This is a genomic window from Streptomyces sp. NBC_00887, from assembly GCF_045207585.1.
In genome coordinates this window covers 7,320,559-7,340,770 of record NZ_CP108788.1, presented here as the reverse complement: position 1 = coordinate 7,340,770, position 20,212 = coordinate 7,320,559, and the positions used below count along the sequence as shown (strand labels likewise).

General features: G+C 70.5%; 13 protein-coding genes and 1 pseudogene. 3 read left to right on the top strand and 11 right to left on the bottom strand.

Annotation, left to right across the window (positions count from 1 at the left end; translation table 11 throughout):
• Positions 1–39: 39 nt before the first annotated feature.
• The 3 genes from OG844_RS33415 to lepA all read right to left on the bottom strand — a co-directional run bounded on the left by OG844_RS33415 (position 40) and on the right by lepA (position 6,194).
• Complete coding sequence (locus OG844_RS33415) at positions 40–1,929, bottom strand: SpoIIE family protein phosphatase (RefSeq protein ID WP_406395409.1); 1,890 nt, start codon at positions 1,927–1,929, stop codon at positions 40–42.
• Between the two features lie 222 nt (positions 1,930–2,151).
• Positions 2,152–4,041, bottom strand: coding sequence for an AMP-dependent synthetase/ligase (locus OG844_RS33410; RefSeq protein WP_406395407.1), 1,890 nt, complete (start codon positions 4,039–4,041; stop codon positions 2,152–2,154).
• 278 nt (positions 4,042–4,319) lie between these two features.
• Entirely contained in the window at positions 4,320–6,194 is a 1,875-nt protein-coding gene (lepA, locus tag OG844_RS33405; protein WP_406395405.1) for a translation elongation factor 4, read from the bottom strand.
• Positions 6,195–6,409: 215 nt separating this feature from the next.
• On the opposite strand from lepA, the gene rpsT reads away from it, so the two are divergent.
• Positions 6,410–6,676, top strand: a complete 267-nt coding sequence (gene rpsT / locus OG844_RS33400; protein WP_014156344.1) for a 30S ribosomal protein S20 — start codon at positions 6,410–6,412, stop codon at positions 6,674–6,676.
• Between the two features lie 220 nt (positions 6,677–6,896).
• Here the strand turns inward: rpsT and holA are convergent, their stop codons facing one another.
• The gene (gene holA / locus OG844_RS33395) at positions 6,897–7,883 is read right to left on the bottom strand and encodes a DNA polymerase III subunit delta (protein ID WP_406395403.1); all 987 of its coding nucleotides are present in this window, start codon (positions 7,881–7,883) and stop codon (positions 6,897–6,899) included.
• A 73-nt stretch (positions 7,884–7,956) separates the two neighbouring features.
• Here holA and OG844_RS33390 point away from each other — a divergent pair, with 73 nt between their 5' ends.
• Positions 7,957–8,202: a hypothetical protein gene (locus OG844_RS33390; RefSeq protein WP_351173344.1), complete on the top strand. Its 246-nt coding sequence runs from the start codon at positions 7,957–7,959 to the stop codon at positions 8,200–8,202.
• 108 nt (positions 8,203–8,310) lie between these two features.
• Here OG844_RS33390 and OG844_RS33385 read toward each other — a convergent pair.
• Positions 8,311–9,179 (bottom strand): annotated as a pseudogene (locus OG844_RS33385) (YceI family protein).
• Positions 9,180–9,391: 212 nt separating this feature from the next.
• Complete coding sequence (locus tag OG844_RS33380; protein WP_406395401.1) at positions 9,392–10,225, bottom strand: arylamine N-acetyltransferase; 834 nt, start codon at positions 10,223–10,225, stop codon at positions 9,392–9,394.
• 97 nt (positions 10,226–10,322) lie between these two features.
• Here OG844_RS33380 and OG844_RS33375 point away from each other — a divergent pair, with 97 nt between their 5' ends.
• Positions 10,323–10,778 (top strand): pyridoxamine 5'-phosphate oxidase family protein, encoded by a 456-nt coding sequence (locus OG844_RS33375; protein ID WP_406395400.1) that lies wholly within the window; start codon positions 10,323–10,325, stop codon positions 10,776–10,778.
• 32 nt (positions 10,779–10,810) lie between these two features.
• On the opposite strand, the gene OG844_RS33370 is transcribed toward OG844_RS33375, so the two are convergent.
• From OG844_RS33370 to leuS, 5 genes are all read right to left on the bottom strand, one after another.
• Positions 10,811–13,360 carry a ComEC/Rec2 family competence protein gene (locus tag OG844_RS33370; protein ID WP_406395398.1) on the bottom strand — a complete coding sequence of 850 codons (2,550 nt, stop codon included), beginning with the start codon at positions 13,358–13,360 and terminating at the stop codon, positions 10,811–10,813.
• Positions 13,357–14,121, bottom strand: a complete 765-nt coding sequence (locus tag OG844_RS33365; protein WP_406395396.1) for a helix-hairpin-helix domain-containing protein — start codon at positions 14,119–14,121, stop codon at positions 13,357–13,359. Before OG844_RS33365 ends, OG844_RS33370 begins: the two co-directional genes overlap by 4 nt.
• A 983-nt stretch (positions 14,122–15,104) precedes the next feature.
• Positions 15,105–15,950, bottom strand: a complete 846-nt coding sequence (locus OG844_RS33360) for a DegV family protein (protein WP_406395394.1) — start codon at positions 15,948–15,950, stop codon at positions 15,105–15,107.
• A 123-nt stretch (positions 15,951–16,073) separates the two neighbouring features.
• Positions 16,074–16,766 (bottom strand): hypothetical protein, encoded by a 693-nt coding sequence (locus tag OG844_RS33355; protein ID WP_406395392.1) that lies wholly within the window; start codon positions 16,764–16,766, stop codon positions 16,074–16,076.
• 196 nt (positions 16,767–16,962) lie between these two features.
• Entirely contained in the window at positions 16,963–19,830 is a 2,868-nt protein-coding gene (gene leuS, locus OG844_RS33350; protein WP_406395390.1) for a leucine--tRNA ligase, read from the bottom strand.
• Between the last annotated feature and the right edge of the window lie 382 nt (positions 19,831–20,212).

Sequence of the window (20,212 nt, the reverse complement as noted above, 5' to 3'; positions counted from 1 at the left end):
TGTCGCTCGCCGCCGGACGTTCCCCGTCCACGCTGCTCCTCAGCCGACCTGGAGGACGAGCAGGGCCAGGTCGTCGTCCGGCGGACGCTCGGCGAAGGCGTGGACTGCGTGCTTTATCCGGTCGGCGATCCTGTCGGCCGGCAGTCCGGCACAGCCGGCCAGGGCGTGGGCGAGCCCGTCGCCGTCGTCGAACATCAGCCGCCCGGAACGCCTCTCGGTCACCCCGTCGGTGACGCAGAGGAGGCTGTCACCCGGTTCCAGGTCGAATCCCTGGCTCTCGTACGCCACGTCCTCGACGACCCCGAGCAGGACCTGCGACTCGGCGGCCGTGGTGACGGATCCGTCCGGGCGGAGCAGCAGCGGGAGGGGATGTCCGGCACTGGCCACGGTGCAGCGCACGCCACCGTCCGGGAGGGGCACGATGTCGCCGTACAGCAGGGAGAGGAAGCGGGACTGGGTGCCGCCCTGGATCTGCTGCCCACCCGCCGCCGCGACCATCAGGGCGGCCGCCTCGGCCGCCTCCATGGCGTCGTCGAGGAGGAGCCGGTTGAGCCGGTCGAGGACCTCGCCGACGCGGAAGCCCTCTCTGGACAGCAGCCGCAGCCAGGGCCGGGCGAGACCCGTGACGACGGCGGCCTCGGGGCCGCTGCCCTGCACGTCCCCGAGTACGAAGCACCAGCGCCCGCCGGGGCAGGGGAACAGGTCGTAGAAGTCGCCGCCGACCACGCCGTCGTCACTGGGCTCGTAGACCAGTGCGCTGGAGACACCGGGTATCTCCGCGACCTTGCTGGGGAGCAGGCCGCGCTGCAGGATGCGGCTGATGTTGGCCTGCCGGGTGTAGGCGCGGGCGGCGCCCACGGCGAGGCCGACACGGCGTACGAAGTCCGCGATGAGCCCGGCGACCTCGTCGGGTACCTGCGCGACGCCCTTCCGGCCCACGAGTACGGCGCCGAGCGTGCGGCCGCCCGCGGTGATGCGGTGGGCGAGCGCGGCCCCGCCCTCCCCCGCCGGGTCGCCGGGCCACGGGATGGGCACGGGGCCGGTGCCGACGCTGCCGGATAACCGCAGGGGCTCCTTCTCCAGCATGTGGCGCAGCAGCTCGGTCCCGCCCTCGTCGCTGTGCCAGACCCCGGCGAGCCGCGGGACGGCCGCGTGCCCGCCACCCTCGCTCTCCAGCCAGATCGCACACCAGTCGGCGAGCCTGGGCACGAGCAGCTGCCCCGCTGTCGATGCCACGAGGTCCTCGTCGAGCTGGCCCGCGAGCAGGTCGGAGGCTTCGGCGAGGAAGGAGAGCGCGCCGCGTCCGGCCCAGCCCGCGTCGTCGCGTTCGGTCCACCGGGGCGCGGGGGTGAGGATCTCTCCGGCGCGCAGCCCGCGACGGCGGGCGGCCTCGTCGGGCGGCGAGTGCTCGGGCAGCGCGTCCCAGTCGTCCGCGGTCAGCCGCGCCCACACGGTCTTGATGCCGGTGCGGTAGGTGATGCCCCAGGATTCGGCGAGGGTGGCGACCAGCTGCAGTCCCCTGCCGTACTCGGACGGATCGGGCCGTTCCGTCTCGCCGTCGCGCACCGAGCGGGCGGGATGGTGGTCGGTGATCTCCAGCACCAGGCCGGCCGGCTCGGCCCCGGCCGCGTCCTCCAGCCTGAAGAGCAGCTCGACCGCCGTACCGGCGTGCACGACCGCGTTGGTGACGAGCTCGTTGGCCACGGTCACGGCGTCGTCGGTGACCCGGTCGCTGAATCCTCCGGCGGCGGGCAGCCCGAGCCCGGTCCAGTCGGCGAGGGCGGCACGGACGAACCTGCGGGCCGCCGAGGGGGCCAGCGGGATTCCGGGCAGGCTGGTACGGGCAACCATGCGGGGGTCACCGCCCTGACCGGCGACGACGGTACCGGGACGGTGAACAATGTCCCGCTGCAAGGGAATGGGCCCCACGGTGCGGCTCCTGACAGTTCTCGCGTTACACCGCTGACGTGTACGACAGAGTGACAGACCGACCGTGTCCATAAGCACCGAGTGACCGAAGTGGGCTGTGCCGAACAGAAACAGGCTGGACAGCGGAACGGGGCCGGCGGGTGCTTCCGCACCCGCCGGCCCCGTCCGGGCCTGCCCGGGGGCCGGCGCCCACCGGCCCCGCCCCGAGCCGCTCCCCGGCCGTTACGCCTCGCGGGAGCCCGCGTACATGTCGTCGATGAGGTACTTGTACTCGCGCTCGACGACCGGCCGCTTCAGCTTGAGGCTGGGGGTCAGCTCGCCGTGCTCGATGTCGAGGTCACGGGGCAGCAGCCGGAACTTCTTGATGGTCTGCCAGCGCTGCAGACCCTCGTTGAGCCGCTTCACATAGCCCTCGACGAGCTCCACGGCCTGCGGGGAGGCCACCACGTCGGCGTACGGCTTGCCGCCCAGCCCGTTCTCCTCCGCCCAGCCGAGGATGGTCGGCTCGTCGAGCGAGATGAGGGCGGTGCAGAAGTTACGGTCCGCGCCGTGCACCAGGATGTTGGAGACGAACGGGCACACCGCCTTGAACTGTCCCTCGACCTCGGCCGGGGCGATGTACTTGCCGCCGGACGTCTTGATCAGGTCCTTCTTGCGGTCGGTGATCCGCAGGTAGCCGTCCTCGGACAGCTCGCCGATGTCACCGGTGTGGAACCAGCCGTCGGACTCCAGCACCTCGGCGGTCTTCTCGGGCAGCTGGTGGTAGCCCTCCATCAGGCCGGGGCCGCGCAGCAGGATCTCGCCGTCGTCCGCGATCCGGACCTCGGTGCCGGGGAGCGGCTTGCCGACGGTGCCGGTGCGGTAGGCCTCGCCGGGGTTGACGAAGGAGGCGGCGCTGGACTCGGTGAGGCCGTAGCCCTCCAGGATGTGGATCCCGGCGCCCGCGAAGAAGAAGCCGATGTCCGGGGCGAGTGCGGCGGAGCCGGAGACGCAGGCACGGAGCCGGCCGCCGAAGGCCTCACGGATCTTCGCGAAGACGAGGGTGTCGGCGACCTTGTGCTTGGCGCCGAGCGCGAACGGCACGGAGGCCTTTCCGGTACGGCGGAAGTTGTCCTGCGACACCTTCGCGTACTCGCGGCCCACGCCGGCCGCCCACTGGAAGATCTTGTACTTGGCGCCACCGCCGGCCCGCGCCTTGGCCGCGACCCCGTTGTAGACCTTCTCGAAGATCCGGGGCACGGCTGCCATGTAGGTCGGCTGGACCACCGGAAGGTTCTCGATGATCTTGTCGACGCGGCCGTCGACGGCCGTGACGTGACCGACCTCGATCTGGCCGGAGGTGAGGACCTTGCCGAAGACGTGGGCGAGCGGCAGCCACAGGTACTGGACGTCGTCGGCGTTGATCAGGCCGGTCGCCACGGTGGCCTTGGCCATGTACGACCAGTTGTCGTGGGGCAGCCGTACGCCCTTGGGGCGGCCGGTGGTGCCCGAGGTGTAGATCAGGGTCGCGAGCTGGTCGGCGGTGATCGCGGAGACCCGGTCCGTGACCGCGTCCGGGTTCTTGGCCAGGTACTCGGCGCCACGGGCCTCGAGCTCGGCAAGCGTGAGGATCCAGCCCTCGGGGTCGCCCTCCACGGGCTCCGCGCCGATCGGGTCGACGACGACCACGTGGGCCAGGTGGGGCAGCGCGTCCCGGTTCTCACGGGCCTTCGCCAGCTGGGCGGCGTCCTCGGCGATCAGTACACGGCTCTCGGAGTCGGCCAGGATGAAGGCGGACTCCTCGGTGTTCGTGGACGGGTAGACCGTCGTGGTCGCGGCGCCGGCACACATCACGCCGAGGTCGGCGAGGATCCACTCGACACGGGTGGCGGAGGCGAGCGCGACGCGCTCCTCGGGCCGGACACCGAGTCCGATCAGCCCGGCCGCGATGGCGTGGACCCTGGTCGCGGCCTGCGCCCAGGTCAGCGACTTCCAGTCGTCCGGTCCCTGGCCGGAGGCCGACGGCACCGGGTAGCGGTACGCCTCACCGTCCGGGGTGGCCGCCACGCGGTCGATGAAGAGAGCCGCCACGGAGGGCGGTCGGTTATCGATCAAGGTCTGTGTGTCGCTCACGACGTCCTCCGGGCCTGCGGCATTGCTACGACCGGCTGCTGGGTAATGGTGCTGGGTGCTGGGGGGCTGCTGCCTGCTGTTCCTGCTTCTCGTTCCCGCTCGGCCTGCTTGTTTAACTGGCGAGTAACTAACGGGTGGTGATCAGAGTAGAGCGCGCAGGTCCGCGGCGTAAGGGGCAACAGGCCGCCGCTTCATAACGAACGGGCCCCCGTGCCGCAGGCGTCTGCGGCACGGGGGCCCGTCGTATCTACTCCCGGGTAGATACCGGGAGCGGAGGGCTACTTCTTGGCCTTGCCCTCGCCGGCCGACTCGTCGGTCGACAGGACGGAGATGAACGCGTCCTGCGGCACCTCCACGTTGCCGACCATCTTCATCCGCTTCTTGCCTTCCTTCTGCTTCTCCAGCAGCTTCCGCTTACGGGAGATGTCACCGCCGTAGCACTTGGCGAGAACGTCCTTGCGGATGGCGCGGACGGTCTCGCGGGCGATGACCCGGGAACCGATGGCCGCCTGGATCGGCACCTCGAAGTTCTGCCGGGGAATGAGCTTCTGCAGCTTGGCGACGAGCCGGACGCCGTACGCGTACGCCTTGTCCTTGTGCGTGACCGCGGAGAACGCGTCGACCTTGTCGCCGTGCAGCAGGATGTCGACCTTGACGAGCTGGGCGGACTGCTCGCCGGTGGGCTCGTAGTCGAGGGAGGCGTAGCCCCTGGTCTTGGACTTCAGCTGGTCGAAGAAGTCGAAGACGATCTCGGCGAGCGGGAGGGTGTAGCGGATCTCGACCCGGTCCTCGGAGAGGTAGTCCATGCCGAGGAGGGTGCCGCGGCGCTGCTGGCACAGCTCCATGATCGCGCCGATGAACTCGCTGGGCGCCAGGACCGTGGCCCGGACGACCGGCTCGTGCACCTTGTCGATCTTGCCCTCGGGGAATTCGCTCGGGTTGGTGACGATGTGCTCAGTGCCGTCCTCCATCTCGACGCGGTAGACCACGTTGGGGGCGGTGGCGATGAGCTCCAGGCCGAACTCGCGCTCGAGCCGCTCGCGGACCACGTCGAGGTGGAGCAGGCCGAGGAAGCCGACACGGAAGCCGAAGCCGAGTGCCGCGGAGGTCTCCGGCTCGTACACCAGGGCGGCGTCGTTGAGCTGGAGCTTGTCGAGGGCCTCGCGCAGGTCCGGGTAGTCGGAACCGTCGAGGGGATACAGACCCGAGAACACCATCGGCTTGGGGTCCTTGTAGCCGCCCAGCGCCACGGTCGCCCCGTTGTGCAGGGAGGTGATCGTGTCACCGACCTTGGACTGCCGGACGTCCTTCACCCCGGTGATGATGTAGCCCACCTCGCCCACACCGATGCCGTCGGCCGGGGTCATCTCCGGGGACGAGACACCGATCTCCAGCAGCTCGTGGGTGGCGCCCGTGGACATCATCCGGATGCGCTCGCGCTTGTTGAGCTGACCGTCGATGACACGGACGTAGGTGACGACACCCCGGTAGGGGTCGTAGACCGAGTCGAAGATCATCGCGCGGGCGGCCTCGTCCGCCTGGCCGACGGGGGCGGGGACGTCCCTGACCACCCGGTCGAGCAGGGCGTCCACGCCGACACCGGTCTTGGCGGACACCTTCAGTACGTCCTCGGGCTGGCAGCCGATGAGGTTGGCCAGCTCCTCGGAGAACTTCTCAGGCTGCGCGGCCGGCAGGTCGATCTTGTTGAGCACCGGGACGATGGTGAGGTCGTTCTCCATCGCGAGGTAGAGGTTGGCGAGCGTCTGGGCCTCGATGCCCTGCGCCGCGTCCACCAGGAGGACCGTGCCCTCGCATGCGGCGAGCGAGCGGGAGACCTCGTAGGTGAAGTCCACGTGCCCCGGGGTGTCGATCATGTTGAGGACATGGGTGGTGCCCGTGTCCCCGCCCGTGGTCGGTGCCCACGGCAGACGTACCGCCTGGGACTTGATCGTGATGCCGCGCTCGCGCTCGATATCCATCCGGTCGAGGTACTGAGCGCGCATCTGCCGCACGTCGACCACGCCCGTCAGCTGGAGCATCCGGTCGGCAAGCGTCGACTTGCCGTGGTCGATGTGCGCGATGATGCAGAAGTTGCGGATCAGTGCCGGGTCGGTACGGCTCGGCTCGGGCACGTTGGTAGGAGTCGCGGGCACGCAGGGTCCTGATTCTTGAGACGCCGAACGCCGTGTCTCGGGTCGATGTCGGGTCGGACGGATCTATACGCAGCTTCCATCGTCCCACGCCTGCGGGGCTGGGACCGGTTTGGGCCGGTCCGTGGGCGACTGGTACCGTCGGCAGCTGTGCCTCGTGGCCCTCAGAAGCGGCGTGGCGCACATAGAAGATCCAACGAACCTGAAAAGGCTCTTTCGTGGCGAACATCAAGTCCCAGATCAAGCGGAACAAGACGAACGAGAAGGCGCGCCTGCGCAACAAGGCCGTCAAGTCGTCGCTCAAGACCTCGATCCGCAAGGCCCGTGAGGCTGCCGCTGCCGGTGACGTCGAGAAGGCCACTGTGGCCGTCCGTGACGCGTCCCGCCAGCTCGACAAGGCTGTCTCGAAGGGTGTCATCCACAAGAACGCCGCCGCCAACAAGAAGTCGGCGCTGGCGCTCAAGGTTGCCGCCCTCCAGGGCTGAGCACTGATGTGATCGTCGGAACGGACTCCGCGGGCCCTCTCTCCCGCTCCTGACCGGCACTCCGTGCCGCACACCGAACCTGCGTTCGCCACGCGGGTGCGGCACACCAAAGCGTGAACCGAAGGCCCCGGTCGCCGTCCTCCCCAGGACGGCGACCGGGGCCTTCGGTGTGTGCGCTTCGTGACGTGCGGTCGAGAGCGCGTCGGCCGGCCTGGTGCCCCTAGCGCCCGGGGCGGGCCGCTTGCGCGACAGCCACGACGGCCTTCTCCAGGGCGTACGCAGGGTCGTCCCCGCCGCCCTTGACCCCGGCATCGGCCGCCGCGACCGCGATCAGGGCCGCTGCCACACCGTCCGGCGTCCATCCGCGCATCTGCTGGCGCACCCGGTCGATCTTCCACGGCGGCATACCGAGCTCGCGGGCGAGGTCCGCGGGCCGTCCGCCCCGGGCCGACGACAGCTTGCCGATCGCCCGCACGCCCTGCGCGAGCGCGCTGGTGATCAGAACGGGGGCGACCCCGGTGGAGAGCGACCAGCGCAGCGCCTCGAGCGCCTCCGCCGCCCTGCCCTCGACCGCGCGGTCGGCGACGGTGAAGGAGGACGCCTCCGCCCGGCCCGTGTAGTAGCGGGCGACGATCGCCTCGTCGACGGTGCCCTCGACATCCGCGGTCAGCTGCGAGACGGCGGCGGCCAGCTCCCGCAGATCGCTGCCGATGGAGTCCACCAGGGCCTGGCACGCCTCGGGGGTCGCGGAGCGCCCCAGGGCCCGGAATTCCGACCGTACGAAGGAGAGCCGCTCGGCAGGCTTGGTCGTCCTGGGGCAGGCGACCTCGCGGGCTCCGGCCTTACGTACCGCGTCCAGCAGCCCCTTGCCCTTGGCGCCACCCGCGTGGAGGAGGACGAGGGTGATCTCCTCTGCGGGCGCGGCCAGGTAGGCCTTGACGTCCTTGACCGTGTCGGCGGAGAGGTCGTGTGCGTTGCGCACGATCACGACTTTGCGCTCGGCGAAGAGCGACGGGCTGGTCAGCTCCGCGAGCGTGCCGGGCTGCAGCTGGTCGGAGGAGAGGTCGCGGACGTCCGTGTCGGCGTCGGAAGCGCGTGCCGCTGCCACCACGTGTTGCACGGCACGGTCCAGGAGCAGGTCCTCCTGGCCCACGGCGAGCGTCACGGGGGCGAGCGGATTGTCGGTGGAACTACTTCTGGTGGCCATCGCGGTCCAGCATCCCACGCCCCTGTGACAGGGCGGCGGGGCTGCCCGCCCGGGCGTACCGGAGAATGACCGGGTGAGCGATGTGAGACATGTGCTGGTGCTGCCCGACCGCGACACGGCCGAGGACGCGGCCGAGGAACTCGCCGACCGGTTCGGCGTCACCGAGGAGCCTCAGCTCGTACGCGACGCCCTCGCCGGCGAGGACGATGCCGAGGACGCCCAGTGGCTCGTGGTCGTGGAGGATCCGGCCGGGCGGCTGGACTCCGCGGCGCTGGACGCGTTCGCCGCGGAGTACGAGGGGTGGCTGGAGGCGCCGTAGCGGCTGCCCGCACCCCGGGCCGGGGCCCGGGAACGGGCCGCCATACGGGGCGGGCAGGGTCCCGGTTCTCGGGAGCTGGCCGGGCCCGGGGGCAGTTCCCGGGGCGGATCAGCTCTTGGACACGATCTGGATGTCCATGCCGATCTCGATGCTCGAGCCGACCGCCGCGATGCCGCGGGCAGCATCGTCTGCCAGGTGAGCGTGAAGTCCTCGCGGTGCAGTTCGGTGGTGGCCCGGCAGGCGGCACGGGTCTCACCCTCGAGACCGTTGCCAAGCCCGAGGTACTGGGTGTCCAGGGTGACGGTGGGGCTCACACCGTGCAGGGTGAGCGCGCCGCTGACGCCCCAGCGGCTTCCACCGCGGTGGATGAAGCGCTCGTCGTAGAACTCGAGGGTCGGGTAGCGCCCGACGTCGAGGAAGTCACTGGAGCGCAGGTGGTCGTCGCGCATCTGGACGTTCGTGTCGATCGACGAGGCGTCGATGACGACGTGCATGGCGGAGTCCTCCATGCGGTCGGCGATCCGGACGGCACCGGCGAAGGTGTTGAACCTGCCGTGGATGCGGGCCATGCCGGTATGACGTGTCGTGAAACCGATCTGGGAGTACGTCGGTTCGATGCCCCGGTCGCCCGGGTCGGGAAGCTGCGGAGGCGGGTACACCTGGAGGGTCACGTCGCCGACGCTCGCGTGACCGCTCTCGGCGACTGTGACCGGGCCGTGGAACGGGGTGAAACCCTCGGCCGTCACAGCGAGTCGGTAGTCACCCGCCGGAACGGCGGCGACAACACTCCCGAAGGGGTCCGTCTCCCCGCCGACGGTCTTGCGGCCCGCGCTGTCGGTGACGACGAACTCTGCTTTGCGCACTGGTTCGTTGACAGGGTCGAGCACCCGGCAGCTGAGCAGACCGGCCGTGCGCGGGACTGTGAGTCCGGCGACGGCGCTGCTGAGTGTGCTGCCGGACTTCGCCTTGTTGCCCAGCCAACGGCCGAACTCGCGCGCGTACTCCCAAGGGCGGTTCTCACCTCGGACCCCTGACAGCTGGACGTCGTTGTCGGAACAGCGACCCGCCGACGAAAGAACATTCGATCACTGATGCGATGTTCGAGGCGAACGCGGGAGCTCGGAGGGGGTTGTGGCGAGGTGTTACCGAAGGTCCGAATTGATCGCTCCGCTTGTGCGTGCCGCACAAGTCACGCGTTCGGGATCCGGCGCACCTCGGGCAGGTAGGTGAGACGCAGCCCGAAGTGGTCTTCGTAGGCGTCCAGTACCTCCGCGTCGGTGTCCAGCTCCGTCTCCTTCCGCTCACCCCGAACGGTCGTGATCAGGGTGCGGCCACTGAGCGTCACACGCCCGGTTCCTGTGCGCCGGGAGCAGACGAGGGAACGTCTGAAGTAGGAGTCCGGCGAGGTCCGGTGATACCAGCACCCTGCCCGGAAGTCCGTCAGGGCCCGTGGGCGGAGATCGAGACGGAACTGCCGCGATCCGCCGCGCAGCAGGTCGAGGTCCCCGTGCGGAGCGGGCCTGAACCGGAACACGCCGATGGGATCCTCCTGTTCGGTACGGTCGTCCAGCGCCAGCGGCTGTACGGCGTGGTCGCCGAACCCCACGTCGGCCAGCCAGGGGCCCGTGTCGTCGTCGGTCTCCACGCGCAACGCCATGTGGTCGTAAGGAATACCGAGCCGCCCGCCGTCGCCGAAGATCCGCGCCTGGAGCAGCGTGACGCGGAAGCCGAGCGCACTCAGCAACGCGGCGAAGGCGCCGTTCAACTCGTAGCAGAAACCGCCTCTCCGGTCGGTCACGACCTTCTCGATGAGCCTCTCGTCCTCCAGGACGATGTCCTCGCCGTGGTGGATCGCCAGGTTCTCGAAGGGCACTGTCATCAGGTGGCGGAGCTGCAGCTCGCGCAGGGCCTCCGCGTCGGAGCGAGTGGGGCGTGCGGCGCCGATGCGCTCCAGATAGGCATCGACCCATGTGCGGGGGGAGAGGCCGGCGGTCTCCCGGAGCTCCAGCGATTCCTCGTTCATATCGGAATTCTGTCCCGGTTCGGGGTACTGCGCCATCAGCCACGGATCCTAGGACCGCCGACGGAGGTCGTGGACACTGATCGCTAGCGTGTGGGCCATGACGAAGCGAGAGCCGGCACGCGGTCCGGAGCAGCGCAAGCAGGACGTGCTCGATCACCTGGAGAAGGACGAAGACGCCTGGGTTGCCACGGCCTCGACGGACGGCGTGCCTTGCTTGGTGCCGCTGTCCTTCGTGTGGGACCGAGGGACGCTGCTGCCGGCCACCCGGCGGACCAATCCGACAGCGGTCGACGTGACGCCGTCCGGACAGGCCAGGGTCACCCTGGGGCACACCCGTGATGTGGTGCTCATCGAGGGGACGGCCGAGATCGTGGAGGGGGCGGAGCTCCCCGCCGAGTCCGGTGACGCGTTCACCTCGAAGCTCCAGTGGGACCCCCGAGGCCGAGCCGCATGGGTGTACTTGCGCATCACCCCGGACACCGTCAAGGCGTGGCGGGAGCAGAACGAGCTGACCGGGCGCGAGCTGATGACCGAGGGGAGCTGGCTGGTCTGACGGGTGGCCGCCGCACCGCATGGGCCGCGCGCTCATGAGCGACCTGCCGCGCGCAGTTCCGCCCCGGCGCCCGTCACCGCGATCGCACCGTCGGTGTCGGTGCGCAGAACCTTCGCTCCCGCCGCTCCGAGCGCCTCGACCGTACGGGCCGCCGGATGTCCGTACGGATTGTCCGCCCCGCACGAGATGAGGGCGAGCCTGGGACGAGCGCTGCTCAGGAGGGCGGGGTCCTGGTAGGCGGAGCCGTGGTGCGCCACCTTGAGCACGTCCACCCTGGGCAGCGCCGGGTAGCCGCGCAACACCCCATGCTGGGCCGGGGGTTCGAGATCACCGAGGAGCAGGAGGGTCAGCCCGCCGGACCGCACGAAGAGGGTGACGCTGGAGTCGTTCGGCTCCTCGGTGACTAGGGCGGGCGCCCTACCTCGCGGATCTGCCGGCGGCCAGAGGACCCGCCAGTCGAGCGGACCGATCCGTCGGCGCTCCCCGGGAAGCGCCGGCACCACGGGAATGTGCGCCGCAGCCGCCGTTCGCCGCACGAACGAGGCCTGTTCCGCCGGTTCGCCGAGGCTCGTCGTCTGGATCGCTCCGACCTGCCTTCCACGCAACGCACCCGGCAGGCCCCGCACATGGTCGGCGTGGAAGTGGGTGAGTACGAGGAGCGGTACGCGCGTGATGCCGAGATCGCGCAGGCACCGGTCGACGAGGCGGGGATCGGGACCGGTGTCGACGACGACCCCCGTGCCTTCGCCCGCGGCGAGCACCATGGCGTCTCCCTGCCCCACGTCGCACATCGCGAACGCCCAGCCCGGAGGCGGCCATCCGGTCATGATCCGGGTGAGCGGCACCGGTCGCAGTACGGCGAGGATCAGAAGGAGGCCTGCGGCCGAACAGACCCAGGGATGGCGGGCGAGGCGGCGGGCGGACAGCACGACGACGACGGTGAGACCGGCCAGGAGTGCCGCCCCCGGCCAGCCTCCCGGCCAGTCGGCCTCCGCTCCCGAGAGGCCCGCTCCGTAGCGGGCCACCGACGCGATCCATCCGACCGGCCACCCGGCGGCCCCGGCGAGCAGTTCGGCCACGGGCATGGCCACCGGCGCTACGGCGAGCGCAGCGAACCCCAGAACGGTCGCGGGCGCCACCGCGAACTCGGCCAGCAGATTGCAGGGGATCGCCACCAGGCTGATCCGTGAGGCGAGGACCACGACCACGGGGGCACACACCGCCTGAGCGGCACCTGCGGCAGCCAGCGCCTCGGCGAGCCGCGGCGGAACACGATGCCGCTGCAGGGCGCTGCTCCAACGCGGCGCAAGCGTCAGCAGAGCCCCGGTGGCCAGCACGGACAGCAGGAATCCGTAACTGCGGGCCAGCCACGGGTTGTACAGCACCAGCAGCAGAACAGCGGCGGCCAGCATGGGAAGGAGCGATCTGCGACGCCCCGTGCCGATGGCGAGCAGCGTGATCAGGCCGCAGGCCGCCGCACGCAGAACACTCGGTTCGGGGCGGCAGACGAGGACGAAGGCGAGTGCGATCCCACCGCCGGCCAGTGCGGTCATCCGCAGGGAAATCCCCAACCGGGGTGCCAGACCTCCGCGTTCGCTGCGAAGGGCCGTGCCCGGTGGACCGATCAGCAGGAAGAGCAGGATCGACAGGTTGGCGCCCGATACGGCGAGCAGGTGGGTGAGGTCGGTGGCCTTGAAGGCGTCGTGCAGCTCGGGCGGGACCCGGGAGGTATCGCCGACGACCAGCCCGGGCAGGAGCGCCCGCGCATCGGGTTCGAGGCCGTCCGTCGCCTTCCGCAGTCCGGCGCGCAGCTCTCCCGCCGTGCGTTGGAGGAGTGTCGGCCGGCCGATGATCCGCGGCGCCTCGTCGGCGTCGGTGCCCAGCACCGCGGCGAGGCGCTCCCCTTCGTGGCGCGGTGGTGCGAGACGTCCGCTCAGACGGAGCCTGGTCGACGGCAGCAGCCGACGCCACCGCGCTGCCGCGTCACCGGGCGCGACCATGACGAGGACCGGGGTGCGGAGCCTGGTGACGGCACCCCCGGGAGCCGTCAGCCGGTCGATCTCGGCGTCGAGGAGCAGGGACACGGGGGTGCTGTGATCGCCCCGGACCTGCGGCCGGGTCTGCCGCGGATCGGACGTGACCGTCACCTCCGCCTCGACCCGGGTGTGGTCCCGCGCCAGGCCGGGAACGGGGCCGCTTCGCACATCCGCCGCGTGGAGCCCCGCCGCCGCGGCCCCGGCCGCAGCACAGAGCAGTGCCGCGGCAGCGGCTGTCGCCCTGGCCCCGGGCCGCCACACCCCGCCGGCTCCCCAGGTGGGCGGATCATCACCGGCGCTCCCACCGGCCCCGGCCCGTCCCGCCCAGGCCGACAGCCGAGGCACCGCCAGGAGCCCCAGGGCGATGCAGGTGCAGACGACAGCCCCCGCTGCCGCCCATCTCCCCGGCACCACGAGGGCGAGCGCGGCCGCGGCCCATGCCGCCAGGGCGGGCGGGACGAGCCGGAGATCGGCAGGACCTTCCTGCCGCGGATCGGCGGCACCCAGTCGGCCACCCGTGACCGTATGGACGTCGCCGCTGTTCATGGCCTGACCAGCGGCCGTAAATCCTCGAACCGGCGGTCACCGATCCCGTTCACCTCGCGGAGTTCGTCGACGGACCGGTAACCCCCGTGCTCGGTGCGGTAGTCGACGATGTGCTGGGCGAGTACCGGTCCGACGCCGGGAAGTGTCTCCAACTGCTCGACGGTGGCGGTCGTCAGGCTGACCGGCGTCGGGGGTCCCGCCTGCCCGCCCCTCCCGTCTCCGCCGCCGGCCGATCCGCCCCCGGCGGGCTGCACAGCGGGCACGCCCACCACGACCTGCTCGCCGTCCGTCAGAACCCGCGCCCGGTTGAGCGCGGTGACGTCCGTGCCCTCGCGCACTCCTCCCGCTGCGCGCAGTGCGTCGGCAACGCGCGAACCAGCGGGCAGACGCTGGATTCCCGGCCGCCGCACCTTGCCGCTCACATCGACGACGATCTGTCCGCCCATCGCTGCGGTGGGCGGCGGCCCGGCAGAGGACCCGGGCATCAGGCCGGGGCCGCCTTGCGGGTCGAAGGATCCCGGCGCGACCGGGTGCGCCGCTGCGGCCTCCTTCACCTGCTCGGGAGCGTGTACGGGCTGGGGGCGCACCGACCAGAAGTGCGTGGCGGCCAGGGCCGCGGCCCCTGCGAGGACAACGGCGAGCGCTGCGAGCGCTTTTGGTTCCAGACCGCACCGGAGCTGCACCCACAGCGGTAACCGCTCCCGCAGAGCGGGCCCGACAGCACGCCACCACCGCGACACCGCTGTGGTGCCTCCGCTCACGGGCGGTACGCCGCGAACCTGTTCCGGCGCCGCGGTCGCCCGGGTCGCGACACGGCTTGCGGGGCTTACGGTCGGCGTGGAGGCCGATGCCCAGGAGGGAATCTTCCTGGCGCCACGCACACGAGCGGAGGCGGGGCCGGGAACGCGAGCGGGCTGCTGAGCCGATACGGACGGCGCCGGAGGCCCCCCGAAGTGGGCCGAGTCCCGTGGGAAGGCCATGGCAGGGGCAGGGGGTGCGGCGGGAGTGCGGGGAACGATCGGAGTACGGGCTGCGACGGGTGGACGGACTACCACCGGAGCACCGGTTTCGATCGTCGCAGGGATCGTCGCAGGGATCGTCACAGAGGTCATCGCCCCAGTGGGGGCAGGGACGGCAGCAGGGGCGGCCGTTCGCCGCGCGTGCCGGCCGCCGACTGCTCCGTACGCTCCCATCAGCGCGTCCGCGCGACGACGCGAAGCCGTCGCGACCTCAGCATCGCGTTCGCGCCCCGCCCTGCGCCGATGACCACGGCGGGCGCCTGGTCCGGTACCCGCCCCTCCCCCGGGCCGGACGCCGGGACCAGTGCCCGCACGGGGAGCACCACTGCCAGGCCCGTGCCGGGCATGTTCGGCAGAGCCCGGAATCGGGCCAGGGCCAGGGGGCGATCCGGGCACATGCCCGTACCCGTGCCCTGGCCCACGTGTGGCGCGGTGTGTGGCGCGGCTGGTCGGTCGGATGGTTGCACGGCTGGCTACGTGAAGTGATCGGAGGGCCATGTGTCACGACGCTAGACACTTCCGGCGAATTCTGTTCGGAAGCCTCAATTCCGGTGGATAACTTACCGGTTGTGAATATGTCCCTCACTCGCTGGAGTGAGATCGACGGCCGGACGCAGGGCAGGATCACCAGAACCAACTGGAGGACTCCACGGCTGGGACCAAAAGACGGGATCAAAAAGGACAGGATCAACGGGCTGGTTCGACGGGTGCGACCAACGGCGGGATCAACGGGGCGAAACCACTGCCCCCAACAGCCCGGGTCCGGTATGTGCCCCGATCACCGCGCCCACCTCGCTGACATGCAGCTCGACCAGCCCCGGAACCCGCTCGCGCAGCCGCTCCGCCAGCCGATCCGCCCGCTCAGGCGCGGCCAGGTGGTGCACGGCGATGTCCACCGCCCCCGAACCGGCCCGCTCGGCGACGAGTTCCTCGAGCCGTGCGATCGCCTTGGACGCCGTCCGCACCTTCTCCAGCAGCTCGATACGTCCGCCGTCCAGCGTGAGCAGCGGTTTCACCGCGAGCGCGGAGCCGAGCAGCGCCTGGGCGGCGCCTATACGCCCACCCCGGCGCAGGTAGTCCAGTGTGTCGACGTAGAAGTAGGCCGATGTTCCGGCCGCCCGCTTCTCCGCCGCCGCCACCGCCGCGTCCAGGTCACCGCCCGCCCCGACCGTCTCCGCCGCGGCCAGCGCACAGAATCCGAGCGCCATGGCGACCATGCCGGTGTCCACCACCCGTACCGGCACCGGCGCATCCTTCGCGGCGAGCAGTGCGGCGTCGTACGTGCCCGAGAACTCGGCCGACAGGTGGAGGGAGACGATGCCCGTGGCTCCGGCCTCGGCCGCGGCACGGTAGGTGGCGGCGAAGACCTCGGGGCTGGGCCGGGACGTGGTCACGGAGCGGCGCTTCTGCAGGGCCAGAGCCAGCGACCTGGCCGAGATCTCCGTGCCCTCCTCCAGAGCCTGGTCACCCAGGACAACGGTCAGGGGCACTGCGGTGATGCCGTGCCGTTCCATCGTCTGGCGCGGCAGGTAGGCCGTTGAATCGGTGACGATCGCGACATGGCGGGACATGAGCCGGAGGGTACCTTCCGGGACGGGGGCACGGCAGCTCGCGCCCGGACTGCCGATCATTCCCAGTCGGTCCGGAAAGATTCCTGCCGGTCCCGGTCACTGGCGTGTCACTGGCGTTCCGGGTCAGTTCCTGGTCTCCGGCCTGGCTGACTTCTGCCACGGGTACCCGGTCTGCAGTCGCGGGTCCGGCGGCGTGAGCGCCGGCGGTGCCTCCTCGTCTGCCGGGCCGCTCCAGCTCTGCGCCGTCGCACCGTCCTGCGTCGACGGCTCCTCCGTCGTCCAATGCCGCAGGGCACCCGCCTCCACGTCGATCTGGGCGTTCAGCGCCGCCAGGTCGTCGTCGGCGAACCGCAGCGCCCGGTCACGCGCCGCCCAGCGCAGCGACTCCGCCGAGTGCGTGATGCGCTCCGTGCGCTCCTTCAGGCTCGGCAGCAGCGTGGCGACCGTCGCCCGGTCGGGCTCGCGCTCCAGCCTCTTCATTTCGTTGTCGAGCTCTCGTCCGTGCGCGCTGAGCCGCTGGAAGAGTCCTATCGACTCCGAGAGCGAGGAATCCTCGGCCACCCCCGCACCGAGTGCGTCCTGGGTGGCCCGCATCGACGTCCGCAGAGCGAGCCGCAGCTGCGCAAGCTCCCCCTGGACGCCCGGCTGGCCGTAGCTCTTGGCCCGCAGCGCGGTGTCCTCGACGGAGCGGCGCGCCTGCGTGATCGTGCGGTCCACGCCGCGCTTGGCGGCGCGGACGGCCTTCACTCCGGCGTACACCCCGAGCGCCATGAACGCGACGAAGAGCAGCGTCAAGATCAGGATCACGGCTTGCATGAACGCCCCTCGGTCTCGATTCGGCTGCCGGTGTGCGGCCGCCCCTTCTACGGTAAACGGAACGGGCAGGCCAGGGGTTCCATCGGAACCCCCAACCTGCCCGTAGGGGAAAGCCCCAAGGCCGGTCCGGTACGGCGCCGCGACCGCCGGAAGCGGTCCCTGAGCCGTACCGGACCGGGTCAACGGGCCCCGGCCGTCATGCGGGGACGATGTTGACCAGCTTCGGAGCCCTCACGATCACCTTGCGGATGCCGGCTCCGCCCAGCGCGGCCACGACGCTCTCGTCGGCCAGCGCCAGCGCCTCCAGCTCCTCGTCCGTGATCGACGGGGAGATCTCCAGGCGTGCCCTGACCTTGCCCTTGATCTGCACCACGCAGGTCACGGTCTCGTCCACGACGTATGCCGGGTCGGCGACCGGGAAGTCCTGGTGCACGACGGACTCGCTGTGGCCCAGCCGGCGCCACAGCTCCTCCGCCACGTGCGGAGCCAGCGGTGCGACCAGCAGCACCAGTCGCTCGGCGACCGACCGCGACAGCGGGCCGCCCGACTTCGTCAGGTGGTTGTTCAGCTCGGTGACCTTGGCGATGGCGGTGTTGAAGCGCATCGCGGCCATGTCCCGGCCGACACCGTCGATGGCCTTGTGCAGCGCCCTCAGCGTGTCCTCGTCGGGCTCCGTGGCGACCACGGTGACCTCACCGGTCTCCTCGTCGACGATATTGCGCCACAGCCGCTGCAGCAGCCGGTACTGGCCCACCACGGCCCGTGTGTCCCACGGCCGCGAGACGTCCAGCGGGCCCATGGCCATCTCGTACAGGCGCAGCGTGTCCGCCCCGTACTCGCCGCAGATCTCGTCGGGCGTCACGGCGTTCTTCAGGGACTTGCCCATCTTGCCCAGGACACGGCTGACCTTCTCGCCCTGGTGGTAGTACGCCCCGTCGCGCTCCTCGACCTCGGTGGCCGGGACGGCGATCCCACGGCTGTCCCGGTACACGAAGGCCTGGATCATGCCCTGGTTGTACAGCTTGTGGAACGGCTCGGCGGACGAGACGTGTCCCAGGTCGTGCAGCACCTTGGACCAGAAACGCGCGTACAGCAGGTGCAGCACGGCGTGCTCGGCGCCGCCGACGTACAGGTCGACACCACCGGTCGGCTGGCCCTCCTGCGGTCCCATCCAGTACTGCTCGATCGCCGGGTCGACCAGCTGCCGGTCGTTGTTCGGGTCCAGGTAGCGCAGCTCGTACCAGCAGGAACCCGCCCAGTTCGGCATGGTGTTGGTCTCGCGGCGGTACTTCTTCGGGCCGTCGCCCAGGTCGAGCGTGACGTTGACCCAGTCGGCGTTCCGGGACAGCGGGGTCTCGGGCTGGGTGTCGGCGTCCTCCGGGTCGAAGGTGCGCGGCGAGTAGTCCTCGACCTCGGGCAGCTCCAGCGGCAGCATCGACTCGGGCAGCGGGTGGGCGATGCCCTCCTCGTCGTACACGATCGGGAAGGGCTCACCCCAGTAGCGCTGCCGGCTGAACAGCCAGTCACGCAGCCGGAAGTTGACGGTGCCCTCTCCGACGCCGTGCTCCTGCAGCCACTCGGTGATCTTCGCCTTCGCGTCGACGACTCCCAGACCGTCCAGCGAGATCTCGTCGTTCGCCGAGTTGACCAGCTTCGCCTCGTACGAGGCGAAGGCGTTCTCCCAGGTCGACGGGTCGGTGCCGCGGTCGTCCGACGGTTCGACGACGCAGCGCATCGGCAGCTCGAAAGCGCGCGCGAAGGCGAAGTCCCGCGCGTCGTGCGCGGGTACGGCCATGATCGCGCCGGTGCCGTAGCCCATCAGGACGTAGTCGGCGATGAAGACAGGGACCTTCGCACCGCTGACGGGGTTGGTCGCGTACGCGCCGGTGAAGACGCCGGTCTTGTCCTTGGCCTCGGCCTGGCGCTCCACGTCGGACTTGGCGGCGGCCTGCTTGCGGTACGCCGTCACGGCCTCGGCGGGGCTCGCGTGACCACCGGTCCACACCGGGTGGGTGCCCTCGGGCCAGGCCGCAGGGATGATCCGCTCAGCCAGCTCGTGCTCGGGTGCCAGCACCATGTAGGTGGCACCGAACAGGGTGTCCTGACGGGTGGTGAATACGGTGATGTCACCGGCTCCGTCGACCGGGAAGTCGACGCGCGCACCTTCGGAGCGACCGATCCAGTTGCGCTGCTGCAGCTTGATGGCCTCGGGCCAGTCCAGCCCGTCCAGGTCGTCCAGCAGCCGGTCCGCGTAGGCCGTGATGCGCATGTTCCACTGGCGCAGCTTGGCCTTGAAGACGGGGAAGTTGCCCCGCTCGGAACGGCCGTCGGCCGTTACCTCTTCGTTGGCCAGTACGGTGCCCAGCCCCGGCGCCCAGTTGACGGGTGCGTCGGAGGCGTACGCCAGGCGGTACTGCCCCAGGACATCGGCGCGCTCGGCCGTGCTCAGCGCGCTCCACTCGCGGCCGTCCGGCGCCGGGCGCTCACCGCTCTCGAACTGGGCGACCAGTTCGGCGATCGGGCGGGCCCGGTCGGCCTCGGTGTCGTACCAGGAATTGAAGATCTGCAAGAAGATCCACTGGGTCCACTTGTAGTAGTCCGCGTCGATCGTCGCGAAGGAGCGGCGCTTGTCGTGTCCCAGGCCCAGCCGGCGCAGCTGGACCTTCATGTTCTCCATGTTGGCCTCGGTGGAGGCCCGGGGGTGCGTACCGGTCTGCACGGCGTACTGCTCCGCGGGCAGCCCGAAAGCGTCGAAGCCCAGGGTGTGCAGGACGTTGTGCCCGGTCATCCGCTGGTGGCGGGCGTAGACATCGGTGGCGATGTAGCCCAGCGGGTGGCCGACGTGCAGACCCGCGCCCGAGGGGTACGGGAACATGTCCATGATGAACTTCTTCGGCTTGGCGGCCAGTTCCGGATTGTCCGCCAGGTCACCGGTGGGGTTCGGTGCCTCGTACGTCCCCTCGGCGTCCCAGAAGTCCTGCCAGCGTGCTTCGATGTCGGCGGCCATCGCTGCCGTGTAGCGGTGCGGCGCAGCCACCTCGACTGCGGAATTCGTCTCGCTCATGATCCTCAAAGCTCCATCGATCGTCATCTGCCGGCGCCCACGTCTACGGACACACGTCTACGGAAACGAAAAATCCCCTCGCACAGGAGGGGACGCCGCGCCGAGTCCGACCAGGCATTCTCACCGGTCGGGAGTGATCAGCGCGGCTCGCTGAGCAGAAGGCGTACGGCACGCATGGCGTCAGGGTACCGCACAGCCCCGGAACGCCGCCGGGCACATACCCGTCACAGGGGACCCGCGGGGGCGTCGCGCACACAGGCCGAGGCCCCACGACTTCACCACGATCTCTGCGCAGTACCCACACACTCCGGGGGTTACTCCGCGTACTGCCCTCTATCGGGGCAACAACTCAAACCTCGTACTGGCCGGTATGCAGCGACTT